Source organism: Pseudomonas sp. Yb2C2 (genome assembly GCF_052112325.1).
GTDB lineage: Bacteria > Pseudomonadota > Gammaproteobacteria > Pseudomonadales > Pseudomonadaceae > Aquipseudomonas > Aquipseudomonas marginalis.
The window spans coordinates 26673-46038 of record NZ_JAVAJK010000015.1 but is presented as its reverse complement, the minus strand read 5'-3'; the positions used below and the strand labels follow the sequence as shown (position 1 = coordinate 46038).

Sequence of the window (19366 nt, the reverse complement as noted above, 5' to 3'; positions counted from 1 at the left end):
CTCAATATTATTCAGTTTCCAGAAAACATGCATCCCCGTAGGCTGAACCCATTCCACTCATTCAGCCGGACGGTGCCATGAACGCTATTTCCCACCAGACCCACGCCCTGTCGATCAACCCCGCCACCGGCGAAACAGTCGGCAGCTACCCCTACGAAACCGCGTCGCAACTGGACGCCGCCCTCGACCGTGCCACCGCCGCCTTCCGTACCTGGCGCCGCCAGCCGGTCAGCCAGCGTGCCGAATTGCTGCTGGCCCTGGCCGGCGCCCTGCGCGATCAAGCCGAAGAAATGGCGCAGATGATCACCCTGGAAATGGGCAAGCCCATCACCCAGGCCCGCGCCGAAATCGAAAAATGCGCCCAGCTCAGCGAGTGGTATGCCGCCCACGGCCCGGCCATGCTAGCCCCGGAACCCACCTTGGTGGACAACGGCAGCGCCCACATCGAATACCGCCCGCTGGGCCCGATCCTCGCCGTGATGCCGTGGAACTTCCCGGTATGGCAAGTGCTGCGTGGCGCCGTGCCGACCCTGCTCGCCGGCAATACCTACGTGCTCAAACACGCGCCGAACGTGATGGGCAGCGCGTACATGATGAAAGCGGCGTTGCAGAAGGCCGGATTCGCTGAAGGCCTGTTCGAAGTGATCAACGTGACCCAGGACGGCGTATCCACCGCCATCGCCGACCCGCGCATCGCCGCCGTCACCCTCACCGGCAGCGTACGCGCCGGCATGGCCATCGGCTCCCAGGCCGGCGCTGCGCTGAAGAAGTGCGTGCTGGAACTGGGCGGCTCCGACCCGTTCATCGTGCTCAACGACGCCGACCTCGACGCCGCCGTGCAGGCCGCCGTCATCGGCCGCTTCCAGAACAGCGGCCAGGTCTGCGCCGCCGCCAAGCGCCTGATCATCGAAGCCGGCGTGGTGGACGCCTTCACCGCCAAGTTCGTCGAAGCCAGCCGCGCGCTGGTGATGGGCGACCCGACCTCGGCCAGCACCTACGTCGGCCCGATGGCGCGCTTCGACCTGCGCGACGAGTTGCACGGCCAGGTCCAGGCCACCCTGGAAGAAGGCGCCACCCTGCTGCTGGGCGGCCACAAAGTTGCCGGTGTCGCCAACTACTATGAGCCGACCGTACTGGCCGACGTCACCGACCAGATGACCTCGTTCAAGCAGGAACTGTTTGGCCCCGTGGCGTCGATCATCACCGCCCGCGATGCCGACCACGCCGTGGCCCTGGCCAATGACAGCGAGTTCGGCCTCACCGCCAGCCTCTTCACCACCGACCCGGCCAAGGCCCGCGACATCGCCAACCAGCTGGAAACCGGCGGGATCTTCCTCAATGCGTTCAGCGTGTCCGACCCTCGGGTGGCGTTTGGCGGCGTGAAGAAGAGCGGGTTCGGGCGCGAGTTGTCGCATTTTGGCCTACGCGAATTCTGCAATGCGCAGACCGTATGGCTGGATCGCAAGTAGCAGCAGTGAACAAATGGCGTTAGCATTCTGTCCACTCGGCTTAACAGCATGTTTTTAGGGTCAGGATCGCACTGTGGAAAAGCTAAATCGCCTTCAAAGCGGAATCGAAGGGCTGGACGCTCTGCTCAAGGGAGGGCTGGTGTCTGGGGCGTCCTACATCATTCAGGGCCGCCCCGGCTCAGGTAAAACCATCCTTGCCAACCAGCTGGGGTTTCATCACGCGCGCAATGGCGGCCGAGTCCTGGTTGCCACGCTGTTGGCGGAATCCCACGACCGCCTTTTCCAGTTCCTCTCTACCCTGAGCTTTTTTGACGCCTCCCGTGTCGGCGCCGAAATCCAGTTTGTCAGCGCCTTCGACACCCTGGAAAACGAAGGCCTCGACGAAGTGGTCAAGCTGCTCAGGCGTGAGATCAGCAGGCAGAGGGCCACCGTCATGGTGGTGGACGGCTTGTTGAACGCGCGTTCCAAGGCCGACTCGCCGATCGACACGAAAAAATTCATTTCAGAACTGCAAGGGCATGCCGCCTTCGCCGGTTGCACGGTGTTGTTCCTCACCAGCTCACGCCTGGATGACGGCAGTCCCGAGCACACCATGGTCGATGGCGTGATCGAAATGGGTGAGGAACTGTTCGGCACCCGTTCCGTGCGCCGTATCCAGTTGCGCAAGACCCGCGGCAGCGGCGCGCTCACCGGCCTGCACGAGTGTGAAATCAACGACGACGGCCTGGTGGTGTACCCACGCCTGGAAAGCCTCTATGGCCGGCCGTCCGCACCCGACAGCGCCGACCTGACGCGCATCGCCAGCGGTATCGGCTCGTTGGACGGCATCCTCGGCGGCGGGCTGCACAGTTCCAGCGTGACCCTGGTCATGGGGCCGTCGGGCATAGGCAAGACCACCCTGGGCCTCAAGTTCCTCTCGGAATCGACGGTAGACGCTCCGGGCCTGCACTTCGGCTTCTACGAAAGCCCTCAGCGCCTGCGGCTCAAAGGCCAATCCCTGGGCATCGATATCCAGGAGATGGAAGACAGTTGCGCACTGACCATCGCCTGGCAGCCCACTACCGAAGGCCTGCTGGACGGGCTGGGTGCGCGATTGCTGCGCCTGGTCGAGGAAAAGGGCATCAAGCGGCTGTTCATCGACAGCTTGAGCGGCATGACCCGCGTCTCCAACAACCCGGCGCGGATCACCGATTTCTACAGCGCACTGATGAACGAACTGCGTGCCAGGGGCGTCACGGTGTTTGCCACGTGGGAGATGCATGACCTGTTCGGCTCGGAGGTCACTTCCCCCGCGTCTGAACTGTCGAGCATTGCCGACAACCTCATGCTTATGCGTTTCTTCGAGATTCAGTCTGAACTTAGAAGGACGCTTTCCATTCTTAAGGTCAGAGACAGCTTTTATGACCCCTCATTATTAGAGGTGGTGATCCGTGACCAAGCCGTTGACTTAAGAAAGGTTTCAACAAATGCCCCCTCAGTTGCATCCAATTCAGCGCTGCCTGGTTCAGCTTTTTAAGTCTTTGGGTAGGTTGAATTGACATGGCCACCATCCTGGTCGTCGATGACGAGTACTTGATCGCCGATATCCTTGCCTACGCACTGGAAGATGAGGGGTTCATGGTCGTCACAGCTGGCAATGGGAAAAAGGCGCTGGAGGTGCTGGAGCGAGAACGGCCGTCGCTGATCATCACCGATTTCATGATGCCGGTGATGGACGGTGAGGAGTTCGCCGAAGCGGTCCGTGCACTGCCGGCCGTCAAGCACCTGCCAATTATCCTGATCAGCGGCGCGCAGGCCCATATCGGCATGCAGCGCTCGGACCTGTTCGATGCGGTGCTGGATAAGCCGTTCGACATCAACAAGCTCATTACCAAGGTGAAGGAACTGCTGGGGTGACCTCAACTGCGGATATGCCGGCGCACACACTGCACCAGCCCATCCAATGCCTGCGACTTCACCGGCGCGAGCACGCACACCGTATGTTCCTGCTGGCCTTCCTTCACGGTCAGGGTGTAGTGCACCTGGCCCGGATTTCCGGGCTCTGGCGTGGTGCTCTGCGGCAACTGAAAGAAGTTTGAAGCCTCGATCAGCTGCCGCAACTCTTGTTGGTCCGGCTCGGGCAACGTGTTCAACTCCACAGTACGAGGCTTGGTCAAACCCGGAAAAAACGCCGGCCCGCCGTTTTCCTTGATCGAAATTTGCATGGCTGTTCCTCACGTCAGACGTTAATGCCAACCGCTTTCCAGCCCTCCTTGACCGCCTTGTGCTCATCCTTGTTCGCGCCGTAGAGACGGCCGGCGATATCGTAGGTTATACGCGCAAAACGTAAAAACCCCGAGTTCGGCCGCAACCGCGCATCGCGCAGCGCGTCATACCAGATACGTCCTGCACGCTCCCAGGCAAACCCGCCAATCCGGGTCGCCACCTGATAGAACGCATGGTTGGGAATGCCGGAATTGATATGCACCCCGCCATTGTCCTCGTAGGTCTGGACAAAATCATCCATATGCCCTGGCTGAGGGTCCTTGCCCAGCAGCTTGTCATCGAACGCGGTGCCGGGGGCCTTCATCGAACGCAGGGCGACGCCTTTGATCTTCTTGGTGAACAACCCTTTGCCGATCAGCCAATCGGCGTCTTCGGCGGTTTGCTTCAACGCATACTGCTTGATCAGTGAGCCGAACACGTCCGAGAGTGACTCGTTCAAGGCACCGGACTGATTGAAATACATCAGCTTGGCCTCGTCCTCGGTGACGCCGTGGGCCAATTCATGGCCAATCACATCGAGGGCCACCGTGAAGCGGTTGAACAACTGCCCATCGCCATCGCCAAACACCATCTGGGTCGAGTTCCAGAACGCATTGTTATAGTTCTGGCCAAAGTGCACGGTGGCATCCAGGGCCATGCCGGCGTCGTCAATGGAGTTGCGGTCGAACACCTCTTCGAAAAAATCGAACGTGGCACCCAAGCCGTCATAGGCTTCGTCCACGGCGGCGTCGCCACTGGCGGGCTGGCCTTCACCGCGGACCAGCTTGCCCGGCAGGCTGTCGGTGCCTTCGGCGGTGTAGATCGAGCGCCGTTTGCCGGCGCCCATGACCAGGGCCATGTGGGCCGGCCCCTTGGCGGGCACTGCGACCATGCGCAGCGAACGGAACGTGCTGTCCTTGGCGCGGGTGCGCAGCGCGATGTCGCGCTGGGCCTTATCACCGTGACGCGCGATCTGGTCGAGCATATACGGCGGGATCAGGCAGAAAATCGGGTTGCGGTGGTGGCGATCACACATTAGCTGGCTCCCTGTTGGCATATGGTGTAGCTCCGGTAACCGTTTGAGGATAGCCCCCCAGGGTTAACCCGTGTCATCAATTGTCATCAATCTATGTTGCAGTCGTGTTTATCCAAGGAGGACTTACCCATGCCAGCCCGCAAAGCCAAAATCGATCTTGCGCACCGCCCACGACTCGCCGATCTGCGCCCGTTGATCGCGACCAATCCCACCCTGATGGAAGCCCGGGCGGCGACGCCCCGTGTCACCGCGGCCAAGGATCTACAGGACCGACAGGGCTACGCCGAGGACTTTCTCAGCAGCTTCGCAGTGCCCTGGCCCACCGCCGATGAGGCATTGGCGGACGACGTCCAACCGCTGCGCCTGGACTACACGCATTTCTCGGTGACGATGTCCCGTTCCCGACGACTGGCGCTCTACGTGGGCGTCAATATCGACGGCGGGCAGCATGTGGAGATTATCCGCAGCAACGACACCTGGGCCTACGATGGGCGCCTGCCGATCAGCGCCCAGGTGGGCGAAGAGCTCTATGCCAGCAATGGCCTGGATCGCGGTCACCTGGTACGGCGCCAGGATCCTAACTGGGGCGACGCGGCAAACACCGCCAACCTCGACACCTTCCACTTCACCAACTGCTCGCCGCAGATGAGCGGGTTCAACCAGAAGACCTGGCTGGAACTGGAAGACTACATCCTCAATAACACGCAGCGCTGGAAAGCCCGGGCAACGGTGTTCAGCGGCCCGGTGTTCGCCGACGACGACCGCCTTTACCGTGGTATCAGAATCCCCAAGGCGTTCTGGAAAGTGGTGGCCTACCTCAGCGATGACGGCAAGCCCTCCGCCAGCGCCTACATGATCGACCAAAGCCGCGAGCTGGGTCAGCTCGACCTGATGTTCGGCCAGGTCAGGACCTACCAGCGCAGCGTGATCCAGATCGAACAATTGACCGGCATCCGCTTCGCCAACCTGGCGGACTACGACGGCTTCAGCAACGAAGAGCGCGCTACGGGCACGCGAATTGAAGCGCTGATCCGCGGCCCCGAGGATATTCGTCTCTGACCGGGCGCCCTTCGGGCTGTATCGCCTCGCCCTAATCAACTACCATACCGCGCCGGTTCCCGAATGGGACTAATAGGGAATCCGAAGCGCGGTACACCGCGTCAATCGGAACTGCCCCCGCAACTGTAGATGCCGAGCCTGCTCCCCACTGCCACTGGACCGCGTCCGGGAAGGCCGGAGCGTGGCGACGACGCATCAGTCAGGAGACCTGCCGGCCCAGCACAATCACTCACCGGCGGGGTGTCCGGGAAGGACATCCTTGCCTGCCCGTTCGCCGGCGTTCGAGGGCGTATTTCCGAACCGTACCTGCCCTGTTTCCACGTACGGTCCACACGGAGATCGCCTCATGCTGCCACGCGTTACCGCCCTGATCAGCGGCCTGGGTTTCTGCGCCCTGGCCCACGCCGCGCCCACGCACTACCCGCTGACCCTGGAAAACTGCGGCAGCACCCTCACCTTCCCGCAGGCGCCCGCGCGCAGCGTGACCATCGGCCAGGCCGCCACCGAAATGCTCTATGCCCTCGGCGTGGCTGACCGCGTGGTGGGCACCTCGCTGTGGTTCAACAGCGTGTTGCCGCAGTTCAAGGCGCAGAACGACAGCATCGAGCGCCTGGCCAACAACGAGCCCAGCTTCGAAGCGGTGATCGCCAAGCGCCCGCAACTGGTGGCCGCCGAGCTGGAATGGGTGGTGGGCCCGCAAGGCGTAGTCGGCACCCGCGAGCAGTTTCACGACCTGAAGATCCCCACCTACCTGCTGCCCTCCGACTGCGAAGGCAAGGACAACCTGGTGGGCGCCGACGGCACGCGGCTGGAGCCGTTCCGTATCGAGACGATCTACAAGAGCATCCGCCAGCTGGCGCAGATTTTCGATGTGCAGGATCGCGGCCAACAGTTGAACGATGAGCTCCAGGCGCGCCTGGCCCAATCCGTGGCCACCGTGCAGAGCAAAGGCCTCAAGCAGGCCAGCGCGCTGGTGTGGTTCTCCAGCGCAGAACTGGCTAGCGACCCCTACGTGGCCGGCCACAAGGGCATTCCGGAGTTCATGCTCGAAACCCTCGGCCTGCACAACGTGGTGCAATCCGATGAAGAATGGCCCGCCGTCGGCTGGGAAACCCTCGCCAAGGCCAACCCGACCTTCCTGGTGATCGCCCGCATGGACCGTCGCCGCTATCCCGCCGACGACCATGAAAAGAAACTCGCCTTCCTGCGCAGCGACCCGGTCACGCGCAACATGGACGCGGTGAAAAACAACCGCATCATCATCCTCGACGCCCTGGCGCTGCAGGCCAGCATCCGCATGTTCGACGGCCTTGAACACCTGGCCACGGCCATCGACGGCTACGAACTGCCGCAATGATCCGGACCTTACTCGCCCTGGCGCTATTGCTGATCGCCGTGCTCGCCGGCGTGGCCATCGGCGAAACCGCCATCTCGCCCCAGGTGGTGCTGCAGGTGCTCGCGAACAAACTGTGGGCGGCCGGTTACGTGCTGGACCCCATCGATGAAGGCGTGGTGTGGAACTACCGCCTCACCCGTGCCCTGGTGGCCGCCGCCTGCGGTGCCGGGCTGGCCACCTGCGGGGTGATTTTGCAGTCGTTGCTGCGCAACCCGCTGGCCGATCCGTACCTGCTGGGCATCAGCGCCGGCGCTTCGACCGGCGCGGTGCTGGTGGCGTTGATGGGCGTGGGCGGCGGGCTGATTTCATTGTCGGCCGGCGCCTTTGTCGGCGCGATGGCGGCGTTTGCCCTGGTGATTTTGCTGGCGCGGGCCAGCGGTTCGTCCAGCGGCACCGGGCAGATCATCCTCGCGGGCATCGCCGGATCGCAGCTGTTCAATGCGCTCACGGCGTTCCTGATCACCAAATCAGCCAGCTCCGAACAGGCGCGCGGCATCCTGTTCTGGCTGCTGGGTAACCTCAGCGGCGTGCGCTGGCCGTCGGTGTGGCTGGCAGTGCCGGTGGCGATCACGGGCCTGGTGGTGTGCCTGTGGCATCGTCGCGCGTTGGATGCGTTCACCTTCGGCACGGATTCGGCCGCGTCCCTGGGCATCCCGGTGCGCCGCGTGCAGGTTGTGCTGGTGGGTTGCGCGGCGCTGGTGACGGCGGTGATGGTGTCGATTGTCGGCTCCATCGGCTTTGTCGGCCTGGTGATCCCCCACGCGGTGCGCCTGCTCCTCGGCACCGGGCATTCGCGCCTGCTGCCCGCCAGTGCGCTGGGCGGCGCGTTATTTTTGATTGCGGCCGATGTGTTGTCGCGCACCTTGATCAAAGGCCAGGTGATCCCGGTCGGCGTGGTGACGGCGCTGGTGGGCGCGCCGGTGTTTGCGCTGATCCTGATTGGCCGGAGGAATGCGCGATGAGCGTACTGAGTTGCACCGGCCTGGGCTTCAAGGTGCGTGAGGCGGAGTTGCTGCGCGATATCCACCTGGAGGTTCAGTTGGGTGAAACCCTGGGGATTGTCGGGCCCAACGGCTCCGGCAAATCCACCCTGCTCAAACTGCTCGCTGGCTTGCGCACGCCGGCCAGCGGCGACGTGCGCCTGGGCGGCCAACGCCTGGGCGAGCTGTCCCGCCGCGCCATCGCCCAGCAGCTGGCGGTGGTGGAGCAACAGGCCGACACCGACGACGCCATCCGCGTATTCGACGCCGTAGCACTGGGCCGTACACCGTGGCTGTCGGCGCTGAGCCCGTGGTCCGGCGACGACGACGCCATCGTGCGCCAGGCCCTGCATGATGTGGACGCCACCCACCTGAGCCACCGCGCCTGGCGCAGCCTCTCCGGCGGCGAGCGCCAGCGCGTGCACATCGCCCGCGCCCTGGCGCAACGGCCGCAGATACTGTTGCTGGACGAGCCGACCAATCACCTGGATATCCAGCATCAACTGGCGATTTTGAAAGGCGTGCAAGGTTTGCCGGTGACCACCCTCATCGCCCTGCATGACCTGAACCAGGCGCTGACCTGCGATCGCCTGGCCGTGCTGGACCGTGGGCGCCTGGTCGCGCTGGGCAAGCCGCTGGAGGTGCTGACGCCACAACGACTACAGGAGACATTCGGGGTACAGGCGCATTACCTGACGGACCCGTTTGATGGGGCGCAGATACTGCGGTTGCGGTCTAACTGAACACCACAATATCGACTCCACCCGAGATCCTAATGTGGGAGGGGCTTGCCACCGATAGCGGTATGCCAGTCGACATATGCATCACCTGACAGACTGCTATCGGGCATAGGTATCTACGCACCGTTGGCTAAACGCTGAACGCTGGACAGATAGGGCTGTTGTGGCGAGCGGGCTTGTCCCGCGTTGGGCTGCGTAGCAGCCCCAGTCAAGAAGAACGCGGCGTATCAGACGCTCTGTGTAGACTGGTTTTGGGGCTGCTGCGCAGCCCAACGCGGGACAAGCCCGCTCGCCACAGGGAGATTTGTCAGAGTCTCATCTTTATGCGGTCAGGAAAACCTGGGTGACAGTCGACTCGGTAACGCTTGATCCCACGCGCGGCAAGCTCATCGTCGGGCAAACCAAACACACTGAGAAATGGACCGGGAGCAAGGCCCGTAATGCGGAAGTTCATGGTGGGCGCCTCTTAGGGTGAGCCCCATGAGACGAGCACCTGGACAGCGGTGGCTATCCGATTCTTGCGGTGATATTCACGGGCGGCTGGCTCGCTCGTAGCAAAGGTAGTCGTTCGAATCTGTGCCCACACAGACAAACCCGGCGCGCTCATACATCAGCCGGGCAGGGTTATCGGAACGTACGCTCAATCGCAACTTCAAGAAGTCATTCTGCCCAGCCGCCGCCGCGTAAGCGTCCAGCAACGTCCGACCGATCCCCTGGCGTCGGTGAACGTCACTGACGTTGATCGTACAAAGCTCGGCAACCCCCTCCTCTGCAGTCCACAGCGAATAACCGGCCAACTGCCCGCCCAGCATCGCGATCGTCAAGCGTTCGAAGTTATCGACCCAGCGTGTAAGGTGGCGCTCCAACTGGAGCCGCCAGGCTGCTTCGTGGTCGGGCTCCCAGCGGCGGATGTAGTCCTGCTCTCCCCGATAGATCGACGGCAGATCAGTCACCGTCGCCGGCCTCAACGTCAGCGCGTTCACTCACGCAACTCACACACAGCGCTGCCCTTCATACCGGAGGCATGCACGCTCACATGGCGCACGGAAAAACCGGGCTTGTCGACGAGCTTCCTCTCTTCCCAGGCCCCACCGCTGGCGACCTGATAACCAATGGCGCCGTCCGCTTGCCAGGTCAGGCGCAACGTATACACACCGCGTTGGTCGGGGGCCCGATGGAAGAAGGTGTCGATGACCGGCTTGGCTTTGTTGAAGGTGCGCAGTTGGAACAAGCGCTGGTCGCTGTCGGCTGGCGTGTAGCTGGAAAGAAACAGGGTGTCGTCCTCGGCAGCGTCCTCGGCCGCCGCAAGAATCACCGACGGCACCCACTTTTCGCCGCGGTCCTGGTTGTCGGTGGTGACCTTGCAGGTCAACTGGCCTGTTCCGGTGACGTTCTGGCGCAGAACGGTTTCATACATCCCATAGGGCACATCGAACGTCAGTGTTTTTTCGGTGACCTGGCCACAGCCTGCCAGCAGATACAGCGCCGATAGACCGATGGCTCCTTGGAGAATCTTCACGTGCTTTCCTTTGCTTGGGGGGAATGTTTGGAGAAAAGAGGGTACCCGGCCTGCTGATAAAAGATAAGGCGATTGTAGTGAATCGGTGCTTTCTGTGGGAAGCGGGCTTACTCTGCACTGGCTGGTTTTGGGGCTGCTTCGCAGCCCAACGCGAGCAAGCTCGCTCACCACAGAGGAATGGGTGAGCCTTAGAGAGGCGCCTATACAGTTATGCCTGTTCGCCATCAATGCACTGAGTGATCCACTGTCGGCTATAGGCCAACACCCCATCCGCCATCGCCACCGGAAAATGAATAAACCCATGGGCCGACTCCGGCAACAGGTGTGCTTCAGCGTGGGGCCACCGCTCGGCAATCAGCAGCGTGTCATCCTTAAGCGGGTCCAACTCCCCCACAAACATCAACGCCGGGGGCAGCCCTTCAAAGTCGCCATACAACGGCGACAACGGCGGCTGTCGGCGCTCATCATCACTCAGCCCCGGCGTGAGCATGCGCAACGCCTCCACCATCCCAGGCCCATCCAGCAACAACGTTTCAGGCCCCGCAGCGCGTACGCTCGGTGTGCCGGTCAGGTCGTAAACGCCGTAATACAACACCGCGCCGCTTATGCGCTTGAGCAGTTCAGGCCATTGCTTGAGGGCCAGCAACGTCGCCGCCGCCAGATGCCCACCGGCCGATTCGCCTACGACGATGACCGGCAGGCCGGCAAACTCATCGGCACTGAGTAACCAGCGCGCCGCCGCCAAACAATCCGCCATCAGCCCCTCGACCGGCGTGTCGACCGCCAACCGATAATCCACCGACACCACCGCCACGTCGCACGCCTGCAGCATGCCCAGGTTGAGGTCGTCATCCATCTGCGCATTGCCGATCACCCAGCCGCCGCCGTGGATATCCAGCACTACGCCCTTGGGCTTGCCGCTTGGCCGCAGGATGCGCACCGGGACGTTGTCGACAACCCTGCTTTCAGCCGGTGTGGCGCGCTTGAGCGTTTGACTGACGCGCAACAGCGCCTGGATCAAACGCGGCGTAACGCGATTGCGGATCTTGAAGCGCGGCAGCCAGGCGAGCTTCTGATTGAAGCGGCGCATCTGGGCCAGTTCCGCCTCGTTGGCGGGCCACGGTTGGTGAGCCATCAGCGGTTATTACGCAGGATCGAGAAATTCAGCGCCGCCGCCACACACAGCCACGCCAGGTACGGGAACAGGATCAGGCCGGTGATCAGGTCCAGGCGCACGGCCAGTACCACCATCGCCGCCACGGTGATCCACAGCAACACGATGATCACCATCCCGGCCAGCAGGCGATGCGCGCCGAAAAATACCGGCGTCCACAGGGTATTCAGGGCAATTTGCGCAGCCCACAGCGCCAGCACCATTTGACTGCCGGGGATCAGGCTCAAGCGATAGCCGGCCCAGGCCAGCAGCAGGTAGATGATCGTCCAGGCCACCGGAAACAGCCAATTGGGTGGGGTGAAGCTGGGTTTGACGAGGGATTCATACCAGGCGCCGGGTTTGAAAATGACGCCGGTACTGGCGGCGGCGGCGCAGGCAAGCAGGAAGATAAAGAAGGTCATCGTCTGTCCTTGGCGGGAGTGATTTGAAGCTTGGACGTGCGACACCTACCTAAAAGTTCAGCGCCAATTCATTCCGGTACCTCCACCCCGACAATCCTCAGCCAAGGCCACCGCGCCTGATAACTGCGCGCCTTCTGCTCAAACAACGCCTGCTCCGGATGCAGTGGATTAATCCGCAAAATCCCCAGTTCCACATCCTCCAACCCATACGGCGCATACACCTGGCCCGTGGCAATCTCCAAGCCGATGCACGTACCGGCCACCAGATAACGGTCGACCCCGTCGCGCGCCGACTGCAACTGCGGGTAAGGCCGACCAAAGCGTTTGCCGTACCAAAGGTGCACCCGCGCCTGGTTCTTGACCTCGACATTCACGCCCAGGTCTTTGAACAGTTCATCCGCCGCACGAATTACCGCATCCTCCGCCTCGTAGGACAGGTCGGTATCGAAGTAAAAAACGTCGTAATCCTTCACGCCCTGATCAGCCGGCAGATTCGCCTGATGATTCCACACCGCCTGGAACAGGCAACCCGCCGTGAGCATGCACTGGTCCACCCCGAGGTCGGGCAGGCGCGCAGTGATTTCGGCGTTGATGGGGTTGGCCATGGCCAGTTCGAGCAGGGTATCGACAGTCAATGTCATGCTGACTCCTTCGTCATCGGTACGGTCCAGGGGAGCAACGGTACAACATTGAGCGCTGGCGCCGCTTCTTCACGTCATCAAAATTCGCTAAGGTGCCGCGATGCCCTGCCCTCACCGAGACCGCCCGCCTTGGCTGACTCCCCAGCAAATCGACGCGAAAGCCCCTGGTCAGTGTTCCTGATTTTCCTGCGCCTGGGCCTTACCTCCTTTGGCGGCCCGATTGCGCACCTGGGTTATTTCCGGGACGCGTTCGTGACCCGGCGACGCTGGCTGAGCGAGCGCAGTTACGCGGACTTGGTCGCGCTGTGCCAATTCCTGCCCGGCCCCGCCAGCAGCCAGGTCGGCATCGCCCTCGGCCTGTCGCGCGCGGGGTACGGCGGCGCATTGGCGGCGTGGCTCGGGTTTACCCTGCCGTCCGCCGTTGTGCTGATCCTGTTGGCCTTGGGCATCACCCGGCACAGCACCGCCATCCCGCCCGGCGCGTTGCATGGCCTTAAAGTGGTGGCCGTCGCCGTGGTCGCCCAGGCCGTGTGGGGCATGGCGCGCAACCTGTGCACCGACGCCCCGCGCGTGGCCGTGATGCTGCTCGCCGCCTGCGTGGCCCTGCTGCAAACATCGGCGTGGGGCCAGGTCGGCGTGATCCTCATCGCGGGCATGGCCGGCCTGCTGCTGTTCAAGCCCACACCGCCCACCGCGCACGACGCCCTGCCCGTGACCATCAGCCGTCGCGCCGGGGCGCTATGGCTGTCGCTGTTTGTGCTGTTGCTGGCCAGCCTGCCGATCCTCGCCCAGTTGATGCCCAACCCAACCCTGGCCGTGACCGACGCCTTCTACCGCACCGGCGCGCTGGTATTCGGCGGCGGCCACGTGGTGCTGCCCTTGCTGCAAGCCGAAGTCGTGCCCCGCCACTGGGTGAGCAACGACGTGTTCCTCGCCGGCTACGGCGCCGTCCAAGCCATGCCCGGCCCGCTGTTCACCTTCGCCGCCTTCCTCGGCGCCTCGATGACCCAAGCGCCGAACGGCTGGCTCGGTGGCCTGCTCTGCCTGCTGGCGATCTTCGCACCGTCGTTTTTACTGGTGCTGGGCGCACTGCCCTTCTGGGAAAGCCTGCGCCGCAGCCCGCGCACCCAAGCCGCGCTGGCGGGCGTGAACGCGGCGGTGGTCGGCCTGTTGCTGGCGGCGCTGTACCAACCGGTGTGGACCAGCGCCATCTTCACCGCCCAGGACGTCGCCCTGGCGCTGATTGGCCTGGTGGCGCTGATGGTGTGGAAACTGCCACCGTGGCTGGTGGTTGTAGGAAGCGGCGCGGCGGGATGGTTATTAAGTCTTACGGTGTGAGCCGCGCAGCCACCGTGCCTTGCTCCGGCTGATGATCAGCCTTTCAACTCACCCGCCCGATGACCCGCCGCATCGTCGTAAGCCACATACAACGACTCGGCGATTTGGCTTTTGATGGCCTTGGTGGACTCCAGCCCCAACACAAAACCTTCCGCCTTACCGCCGGCACGGTTGAGTTCTTCGGGGGTGGACGCGCCGGTGATGGCGTCAAGCAGCTTGATGGCGTGAGGGCCTACACCCTTGGGAAGGCTGATTTGGTCGATGGACATGGGCGATACCTTGAAAGAGAGAGATCGGTAGCGCGTGGAACCACTGCCGGGGGTGGCATGGTAGACCGTTATACGCCGCAAGGGGCTGTTTTCCGGGTGAGCCTGATGCCCCCCTTCAAACTCAAGATGCCTTAATCATGTCATTTAGCTATCATGCATCACCCCGGCCTCGCGTCATCGCGCGGGGCCCGCACACTTAATCCAACAAAGACCAGGGACAGGCAATGCCGCCATTCAAGACACTGCTCGCCGCCAGCCTGCTGCTGCTCGCGTTCATGCCGGGGGCCTCAAAGGCCAGGAAGCCCAAGATATGCGGAGCATCATCCGAGTGGTGCGCTTGACTCACGCCAACGACACACCGAGCCAAGCCTTCACAACTGAATACGACCGCGGCCTGGCGCTGAGGGCCAAGAAGCATGCGGCAGCAACAACGAACTGACCAAGGCAAATTCCCTCACCGGAAACTCATCAGGGTCAGCTCACATCTTAAACATCGTTCAAACGTAGTGTGAACCGGATGTTCCATCCAAATCCAAAACAACACACCCAACGGCTTTAAAAACCACTTTTACTGATTGACTATGAACAGGATATAGACCATCGCCCGCACACCGAAAGCAAACTCCAACATTATCTCCAAAATAATTATCGCCCACACTTTCACATCAGGATGTAATGACACATGTCAAGCCAGACAAAGAACATAAATATTAAAGAAATATTCAGACTGATATCAAAACAAATCAAAGTCGAATATGAAGAACTTGCCTCCCAGATCCCCCACTACGGAGAGCGCGGCGAGGGTCGCGAAGAAGTTGTAAAAAACTTACTAAAAAAATATCTTCCAGAGAGATTCGGGGTCAGCACAGGCTTTGTAATGGACATTAATGGGGCCATCTCCCAACAGTCTGACATAATAATATTTGACCGTTTTGTAGCGCCAAAATTTAAAATTGCAGGTGACAAATATGTATACCCATGCGAATCCGTTGTTGCTGTTGGAGAAGTCAAAAGCTTCATGGACAAAATCGAATTAAAAGATGCACTGACCAAGCTAACAAAAATACGACAACTCGACAGATCCGCAAACAACAAAAATAAAACCCGCCTTGGATACCACTTCAAAAACAATCACTCACTGATCTCACCAAAAAACAACAACTGCGACTCAATATGGACCTTCATATTCTGCTCAGACAGCCCAAAGCTAGATACAGTTACAACCAACCTAGCCAATGAACTAAAGTCATTAGAAAAGCATCTCTGGCCCAACATGGCATGCATTTTAAACAAGGGAATCATATCCTACTACTCACACTCTGGTTTAACAACAGACCCCAGAGAAGCTGTCGGCCTGTACTACAGCACTGAAGACGAATCAGAATACTCACTACTTAAATGGTTCATGCTCTTATGCAATGACATTTGCGACAACCAAATAACTACAATCGATTCAATAAACTACCTTAAATCACCAAACACAAAAAACATAAAACACCAACTATAAGACTAGTAAACACTACCGCTCTTTTAATACCTGAAAAAACAGGGTGGATTTAATTGAATACGAGCGCTAGAAGCATGCGACAGCAGCCGCGAACTGACCAAGGCAAACGCTCCCCCTTGTGGCGAGGGAGCTTGCTCCCGTGGGGCTGCGCAGCAGCCCCCAACCATTCGCAGCACAGATGAACCACAGAGCCTGGCCACCCTGTTCCACTGCCTGTGCTTTCTCAGAATCCGTCGAATTATCCAGACAACGTGCACATTCGCCCCTAAGCGGGTGCTCCAATTACGGCATGGAAATCCTGTATTCGGCGAGCTTGGCCTTGTTCTCCTGCTCCAGGTACTTCTTGTCGACGATCTGCGAGAACTTCATGAAGTCGGCCTTGGCGTCTTCCCTGTTGCCCAAATGGTCGTACGCGATCCCGCGCGCATAATAGGCCCAGGCGTAGTCCGGCTGGCGCTGAAGGCCGGTACTGAATGCTTCGGCGGCCTCCCGGTACTGACCCAGGTCTGTCAGTGCGAGGCCCAGATGATAGTAGGTCGGCATATTGAAGCCGGCCCCCTTTCCTGCTTCTCCCATTCCGTTGTCAAGGTTGAACTGCACTAGCTCAAGGGCTTTTTTCGGGTTACCAGCGGCGCGATACATGGCGCTCAAGTCCAGGTAGGCGCGCGGCTCAGGCTTGACCACCAGTTGCATGGATTTCTCCTTGGCGGCCAAGGCTTCGGGAAAGCGCTTGAGGTTGAGGTAGGCGTCGGCCTGCACCGCATAAATCAAACTATGCAGCGAGGCAGGCAGCGTAGCTTTCTGCAGGCATAGATCACCTTCCTGCAGCACCAAGGGGTAGTTTTCGGCTTTGGACGCCTTTAACTGATTAGCGCAGTGGGCAAGGTTGGCTTTTTGCGGGTTCTGCATCCCTGCACAACCGGTGAGGAGGGCGGAGCAGGCAATCAGTGCGAGCCAGCGAGTATTCATGATCAGCATCCTTGTCAGTCGAGCAGATGAGCGTTGAGGTCAGGGCGATAGACCTGCAGGAGCGGCGCGGTCACGGTGCCTTGCAGCGAGCAGAACACGGTGGTGTGTCCCACGAGCGACGGTGACGTGTCGCCCGCGTCGACCATCAGCACGCGGTCTACGAAACCAAACGGCGTGGCGACACCAGGACCGGTCAGCCCTTCGGTGCGCCATTGGCCGATCGGGTCACCGACACGGCGGATTTCGGCGCGGGTAATGGCTTTGCCCTGACTGACAAAACGTGCGTTATCAACGATCAGCGGCTTGAGCTTTGCGGCCACCTCTTGCGGCGAGCCATCGGTTACAAACCCCCAGAACAGAAAATTGCCGACGTCCTTGATGGTTTGGGCCTGGTTGTAATAGCCGACCATACGCACGCCGTTAACGATCAGGGGCGTTTCGAAGTGTTGGTAAGTGCCACCTTCCTGCAGCGGACTCATGATGGTCGGTGCCTTGACCGAACCGTAGTCACTCAGGCGCAAGGTACCTGCTGGCAAGCGCGCATCGCGCAGGCTCTCGAAGAAATGTGCATCGCAACGAGAGAACTCGGTCAGCAGTTGTTCGGGCGTGGTGACGGTACGGGCTTGGGCAGTGCAGGCGACGGCGAGCAATGCAACGCCGGAAAAAAGAGAGCGGAACATTAAAATCATCCGTGAAGTGGGAACAAAAGCTGTCGGCGGGTGAGTGGGAAACTTTAGCAATACGGGCGTGCGTTGAAAATATCCGTGTGCCGCTGGTCCCGCCCCCCCTGACTACTGCCACCCGCTTGCGCACACTGCTAACCTGCGGCCTTTATGCCTGCAAAAGGAAGGTTTACATCGCCATGGAGATTCAGGAAATCAAGCACCACCTGGCCCGCCCTGCCGTGAAGTTTGTGGCTGGCGGCTCCAGTTGCTCTTCAGCGCCGGTAAGCTTCGTGCCAAAGGCGGGTGCGGATTCCGGATTTTGTACAAATTGGGGCGACAAGCTCCAAGGCAGCCTTGCCTTCAACTATGCACCGGCAAGGCCAACCCAAACAGTACAAAAAAACCACCGCAGACTTTATTGAATCGGCGCCCGGTGCGGGCCAGCCAGGGCCGGATGCGGTTGGCTGCGCTGGCCACCAGGTACTCAACGACGAATTCCACCACGGCGTAGGTCAGCGCGATGGCAGCCGTCTGCGCGATGATGCTTCTATGCGGGTCCAGAAACGGTGGGATAAACGCGGTGAACAGCAGTAGTGCCTTGGGGTTTGAAATCGCCGAGACCAGCCCTTGGCGGAACAGCGACCAGCGCCGCAAGCTGATTGTGCCGCTGGCCTCAAGGCTGACGGGGGGCGCGCGCCACAGGCCGAAACCGAGCCAGATCAGGTAGAGCCCGCCGGCCACCTTCAAGGCGGTGAACCCACTGGCCGATGCCTGGATCAGTGCCCCCAGACCCAGCGCGCACAGCGTCAGCACCAGGGCAAAACCGAGCACGCCGCCGCTGATGGTGAACAGCGTCCGGCGACTGCCGTGCAGGGCCCCATGGGTCAGCACCAGTAATGCATTGGGCCCTGGTACCACGGCGATGCCGAAGCACGTCATCAGGTAGAGCAACCAGGTATCAAAGGGCATGATCCACTCCAGCAGGTGGGTATTGAGGCCAGTATCTTGCGAGTGAAGAAAAGTCCTGAAAAGCGCATTATTCACGTTGCAGCCATTCGATTAACGAATAAAGGAAACCGCCATGCCCTCCAGCGATTTGCAGATCGATTGGCTCAAGTGCTTCGTGGCGGTGGTAGATGCCGGTTCGCTGTCGGCTGCGGCCCATGAGGTCAATCGCTCGCAGTCCGCCGTCAGCATGCAGATGAAGAAGCTCGAAGCCGCCCTTGGACGCCCGCTGTTGAGCCGTGGCCCAAGGCATCTGCAACTCACCGATGACGGCCAGGCGCTGCTCGGCTACGCCCGCCGCATGCTCGCACTGCACGCGGAAACCCAGGCGGCCTTTAATGGGGAAGCGATCACCGGGCGAATCCGCCTGGGCGTCGCGGAGGACTATGCGGCGAAATACCTCACGCCGCTGCTGAAGCGTTTTTCACCGCGCTACGCCGGTGTGGAAATCGAGCTGACCTGCGAGCAGTCGACCACGCTGATCCCGCGTGTGCGCAGCGGCGATCTTGATCTTGCGCTGGTGTCCAGGGACTCGCCCCACAGCGGCACCTTTCTGTTCAAGGAACCCATGGTCTGGGTGGGCTCGCCCCAGTTCGAACTGTGGCGGCGCGACCCGCTGCCTATCGCCGTCTACGAAAGTGAAAGCCTGGCGCGGCGTTATGCGGTGCATTCACTGGCCCAGCAAGGGCGACAATTCAAGGTGGTCTACAACAGTTCCAGCCTCGCCGGCCAGGTGGCCGCGGTGGAAGGTGGGCTGGCGATTGCCGCGATCACGCATTGCACCGTGCAGCCATCACTGCAGGTGTTGAGCAGCGAGCATGGCTTGGGAAGCATTGCGCCCATGGAGGTTTCGATTCTGCGTAGCCGAGCTTCTCGGGGGGCCAAGGCGGTTAATAGCCTGCATGCGTTTATCATCAACGCGCTAAGAGTTCAGGTGTAGCTGGTTTAATACAC

Annotated in this window: 21 protein-coding genes and 1 riboswitch; of the genes, 10 read left to right on the top strand and 11 right to left on the bottom strand. The window is 60.9% G+C overall.

Translation table 11 applies throughout. The features are described 5' to 3' along the window. Positions 1-77: 77 nt before the first annotated feature. The 3 genes from Q8X51_RS20710 to Q8X51_RS20700 all read left to right on the top strand — a co-directional run bounded on the left by Q8X51_RS20710 (position 78) and on the right by Q8X51_RS20700 (position 3365). Positions 78-1469: an aldehyde dehydrogenase family protein gene (locus tag Q8X51_RS20710; protein ID WP_407693491.1), complete on the top strand. Its 1392-nt coding sequence runs from the start codon at positions 78-80 to the stop codon at positions 1467-1469. Between the two features lie 73 nt (positions 1470-1542). Beyond that, positions 1543-2985: an ATPase domain-containing protein gene (locus Q8X51_RS20705; protein ID WP_407693490.1), complete on the top strand. Its 1443-nt coding sequence runs from the start codon at positions 1543-1545 to the stop codon at positions 2983-2985. A 23-nt stretch (positions 2986-3008) separates the two neighbouring features. After that, positions 3009-3365: a response regulator gene (locus Q8X51_RS20700; RefSeq protein ID WP_027604054.1), complete on the top strand. Its 357-nt coding sequence runs from the start codon at positions 3009-3011 to the stop codon at positions 3363-3365. 2 nt (positions 3366-3367) lie between these two features. Here the strand turns inward: Q8X51_RS20700 and Q8X51_RS20695 are convergent, their stop codons facing one another. Further along, positions 3368-3673: a protealysin inhibitor emfourin gene (locus Q8X51_RS20695; protein WP_027604053.1), complete on the bottom strand. Its 306-nt coding sequence runs from the start codon at positions 3671-3673 to the stop codon at positions 3368-3370. A gap of 14 nt (positions 3674-3687) precedes the next feature. Further along, positions 3688-4749 (bottom strand): M4 family metallopeptidase, encoded by a 1062-nt coding sequence (locus tag Q8X51_RS20690; protein WP_065925078.1) that lies wholly within the window; start codon positions 4747-4749, stop codon positions 3688-3690. 129 nt (positions 4750-4878) lie between these two features. On the opposite strand from Q8X51_RS20690, the gene Q8X51_RS20685 reads away from it, so the two are divergent. The 4 genes from Q8X51_RS20685 (at position 4879) to Q8X51_RS20670 (ending at position 8927) form a co-directional block, all read left to right on the top strand. Next, positions 4879-5808: a DNA/RNA non-specific endonuclease gene (locus tag Q8X51_RS20685; protein ID WP_065925077.1), complete on the top strand. Its 930-nt coding sequence runs from the start codon at positions 4879-4881 to the stop codon at positions 5806-5808. A 36-nt stretch (positions 5809-5844) separates the two neighbouring features. Then, positions 5845-6038: riboswitch (cobalamin riboswitch) on the top strand. 116 nt (positions 6039-6154) lie between these two features. Then, positions 6155-7165 (top strand): ABC transporter substrate-binding protein, encoded by a 1011-nt coding sequence (locus Q8X51_RS20680; RefSeq protein WP_065947085.1) that lies wholly within the window; start codon positions 6155-6157, stop codon positions 7163-7165. Next, the gene (locus tag Q8X51_RS20675; RefSeq protein ID WP_065925075.1) at positions 7162-8166 is read left to right on the top strand and encodes a FecCD family ABC transporter permease; all 1005 of its coding nucleotides are present in this window, start codon (positions 7162-7164) and stop codon (positions 8164-8166) included. Before Q8X51_RS20680 ends, Q8X51_RS20675 begins: the two co-directional genes overlap by 4 nt. Beyond that, positions 8163-8927 (top strand): ABC transporter ATP-binding protein, encoded by a 765-nt coding sequence (locus tag Q8X51_RS20670; protein WP_330216258.1) that lies wholly within the window; start codon positions 8163-8165, stop codon positions 8925-8927. Before Q8X51_RS20675 ends, Q8X51_RS20670 begins: the two co-directional genes overlap by 4 nt. A 527-nt stretch (positions 8928-9454) precedes the next feature. On the opposite strand, the gene Q8X51_RS20665 is transcribed toward Q8X51_RS20670, so the two are convergent. The 5 genes from Q8X51_RS20665 to Q8X51_RS20645 form a co-directional block, all read right to left on the bottom strand. Then, complete coding sequence (locus tag Q8X51_RS20665; protein ID WP_407693489.1) at positions 9455-9907, bottom strand: GNAT family N-acetyltransferase; 453 nt, start codon at positions 9905-9907, stop codon at positions 9455-9457. After that, complete coding sequence (locus tag Q8X51_RS20660) at positions 9904-10443, bottom strand: hypothetical protein (RefSeq protein WP_074847333.1); 540 nt, start codon at positions 10441-10443, stop codon at positions 9904-9906. Before Q8X51_RS20660 ends, Q8X51_RS20665 begins: the two co-directional genes overlap by 4 nt. 208 nt (positions 10444-10651) lie before the next feature. Beyond that, positions 10652-11578, bottom strand: coding sequence for an alpha/beta hydrolase fold domain-containing protein (locus Q8X51_RS20655; protein ID WP_065946497.1), 927 nt, complete (start codon positions 11576-11578; stop codon positions 10652-10654). Continuing rightward, the gene (gene tspO, locus Q8X51_RS20650; protein ID WP_065925072.1) at positions 11578-12018 is read right to left on the bottom strand and encodes a tryptophan-rich sensory protein TspO; all 441 of its coding nucleotides are present in this window, start codon (positions 12016-12018) and stop codon (positions 11578-11580) included. The genes Q8X51_RS20655 and tspO overlap by 1 nt, the downstream gene beginning before the upstream one ends. Positions 12019-12086: 68 nt before the next feature. Continuing rightward, the gene (locus Q8X51_RS20645; RefSeq protein WP_407693488.1) at positions 12087-12659 is read right to left on the bottom strand and encodes a nucleotidyltransferase family protein; all 573 of its coding nucleotides are present in this window, start codon (positions 12657-12659) and stop codon (positions 12087-12089) included. A 129-nt stretch (positions 12660-12788) separates the two neighbouring features. Between Q8X51_RS20645 and chrA the strand changes: the two genes are divergently transcribed. Then, positions 12789-13997 carry a chromate efflux transporter gene (chrA, locus tag Q8X51_RS20640; RefSeq protein WP_330216250.1) on the top strand — a complete coding sequence of 403 codons (1209 nt, stop codon included), beginning with the start codon at positions 12789-12791 and terminating at the stop codon, positions 13995-13997. Between the two features lie 35 nt (positions 13998-14032). Here chrA and Q8X51_RS20635 read toward each other — a convergent pair whose 3' ends face one another. Continuing rightward, positions 14033-14266, bottom strand: coding sequence for a hypothetical protein (locus Q8X51_RS20635; protein ID WP_074847337.1), 234 nt, complete (start codon positions 14264-14266; stop codon positions 14033-14035). 682 nt (positions 14267-14948) lie between these two features. Here Q8X51_RS20635 and Q8X51_RS20630 point away from each other — a divergent pair. Then, positions 14949-15773 carry a DUF6602 domain-containing protein gene (locus Q8X51_RS20630; protein WP_315872299.1) on the top strand — a complete coding sequence of 275 codons (825 nt, stop codon included), beginning with the start codon at positions 14949-14951 and terminating at the stop codon, positions 15771-15773. Positions 15774-16055: 282 nt separating this feature from the next. Here the strand turns inward: Q8X51_RS20630 and Q8X51_RS20625 are convergent, their stop codons facing one another. The 3 genes from Q8X51_RS20625 to Q8X51_RS20615 form a co-directional block, all read right to left on the bottom strand. Further along, positions 16056-16742: a tetratricopeptide repeat protein gene (locus Q8X51_RS20625; RefSeq protein ID WP_174562739.1), complete on the bottom strand. Its 687-nt coding sequence runs from the start codon at positions 16740-16742 to the stop codon at positions 16056-16058. 14 nt (positions 16743-16756) lie between these two features. Then, positions 16757-17422 carry a hypothetical protein gene (locus Q8X51_RS20620; protein ID WP_083221118.1) on the bottom strand — a complete coding sequence of 222 codons (666 nt, stop codon included), beginning with the start codon at positions 17420-17422 and terminating at the stop codon, positions 16757-16759. Positions 17423-17767: 345 nt separating this feature from the next. Beyond that, on the bottom strand, positions 17768-18376 hold the full coding sequence (locus Q8X51_RS20615; protein ID WP_065925066.1) for a LysE family translocator: 609 nt from the start codon (positions 18374-18376) through the stop codon (positions 17768-17770). 112 nt (positions 18377-18488) lie between these two features. Here Q8X51_RS20615 and Q8X51_RS20610 point away from each other — a divergent pair, with 112 nt between their 5' ends. After that, positions 18489-19352 (top strand): LysR family transcriptional regulator, encoded by an 864-nt coding sequence (locus Q8X51_RS20610; RefSeq protein WP_407693487.1) that lies wholly within the window; start codon positions 18489-18491, stop codon positions 19350-19352. Positions 19353-19366: the final 14 nt, after the last annotated feature.

Coding starts and splice junctions, on each gene's coding strand:
- Q8X51_RS20710 (WP_407693491.1), top strand. CDS start 78: ATGAACGCTATTTCCCACCAGACCCACGCCCTGTCGATCAACCCCGCC.
- Q8X51_RS20700 (WP_027604054.1), top strand. CDS start 3,009: ATGGCCACCATCCTGGTCGTCGATGACGAGTACTTGATCGCCGATATC.
- Q8X51_RS20695 (WP_027604053.1), bottom strand. CDS start 3,673: ATGCAAATTTCGATCAAGGAAAACGGCGGGCCGGCGTTTTTTCCGGGT.
- Q8X51_RS20690 (WP_065925078.1), bottom strand. CDS start 4,749: ATGTGTGATCGCCACCACCGCAACCCGATTTTCTGCCTGATCCCGCCG.
- Q8X51_RS20685 (WP_065925077.1), top strand. CDS start 4,879: ATGCCAGCCCGCAAAGCCAAAATCGATCTTGCGCACCGCCCACGACTC.
- Q8X51_RS20680 (WP_065947085.1), top strand. CDS start 6,155: ATGCTGCCACGCGTTACCGCCCTGATCAGCGGCCTGGGTTTCTGCGCC.
- Q8X51_RS20675 (WP_065925075.1), top strand. CDS start 7,162: ATGATCCGGACCTTACTCGCCCTGGCGCTATTGCTGATCGCCGTGCTC.
- Q8X51_RS20670 (WP_330216258.1), top strand. CDS start 8,163: ATGAGCGTACTGAGTTGCACCGGCCTGGGCTTCAAGGTGCGTGAGGCG.
- Q8X51_RS20655 (WP_065946497.1), bottom strand. CDS start 11,578: ATGGCTCACCAACCGTGGCCCGCCAACGAGGCGGAACTGGCCCAGATG.
- tspO (WP_065925072.1), bottom strand. CDS start 12,018: ATGACCTTCTTTATCTTCCTGCTTGCCTGCGCCGCCGCCGCCAGTACC.
- Q8X51_RS20645 (WP_407693488.1), bottom strand. CDS start 12,659: ATGACATTGACTGTCGATACCCTGCTCGAACTGGCCATGGCCAACCCC.
- Q8X51_RS20635 (WP_074847337.1), bottom strand. CDS start 14,266: ATGTCCATCGACCAAATCAGCCTTCCCAAGGGTGTAGGCCCTCACGCC.
- Q8X51_RS20630 (WP_315872299.1), top strand. CDS start 14,949: ATGTCAAGCCAGACAAAGAACATAAATATTAAAGAAATATTCAGACTG.
- Q8X51_RS20625 (WP_174562739.1), bottom strand. CDS start 16,742: ATGAATACTCGCTGGCTCGCACTGATTGCCTGCTCCGCCCTCCTCACC.
- Q8X51_RS20620 (WP_083221118.1), bottom strand. CDS start 17,422: ATGTTCCGCTCTCTTTTTTCCGGCGTTGCATTGCTCGCCGTCGCCTGC.
- Q8X51_RS20615 (WP_065925066.1), bottom strand. CDS start 18,376: ATGCCCTTTGATACCTGGTTGCTCTACCTGATGACGTGCTTCGGCATC.
- Q8X51_RS20610 (WP_407693487.1), top strand. CDS start 18,489: ATGCCCTCCAGCGATTTGCAGATCGATTGGCTCAAGTGCTTCGTGGCG.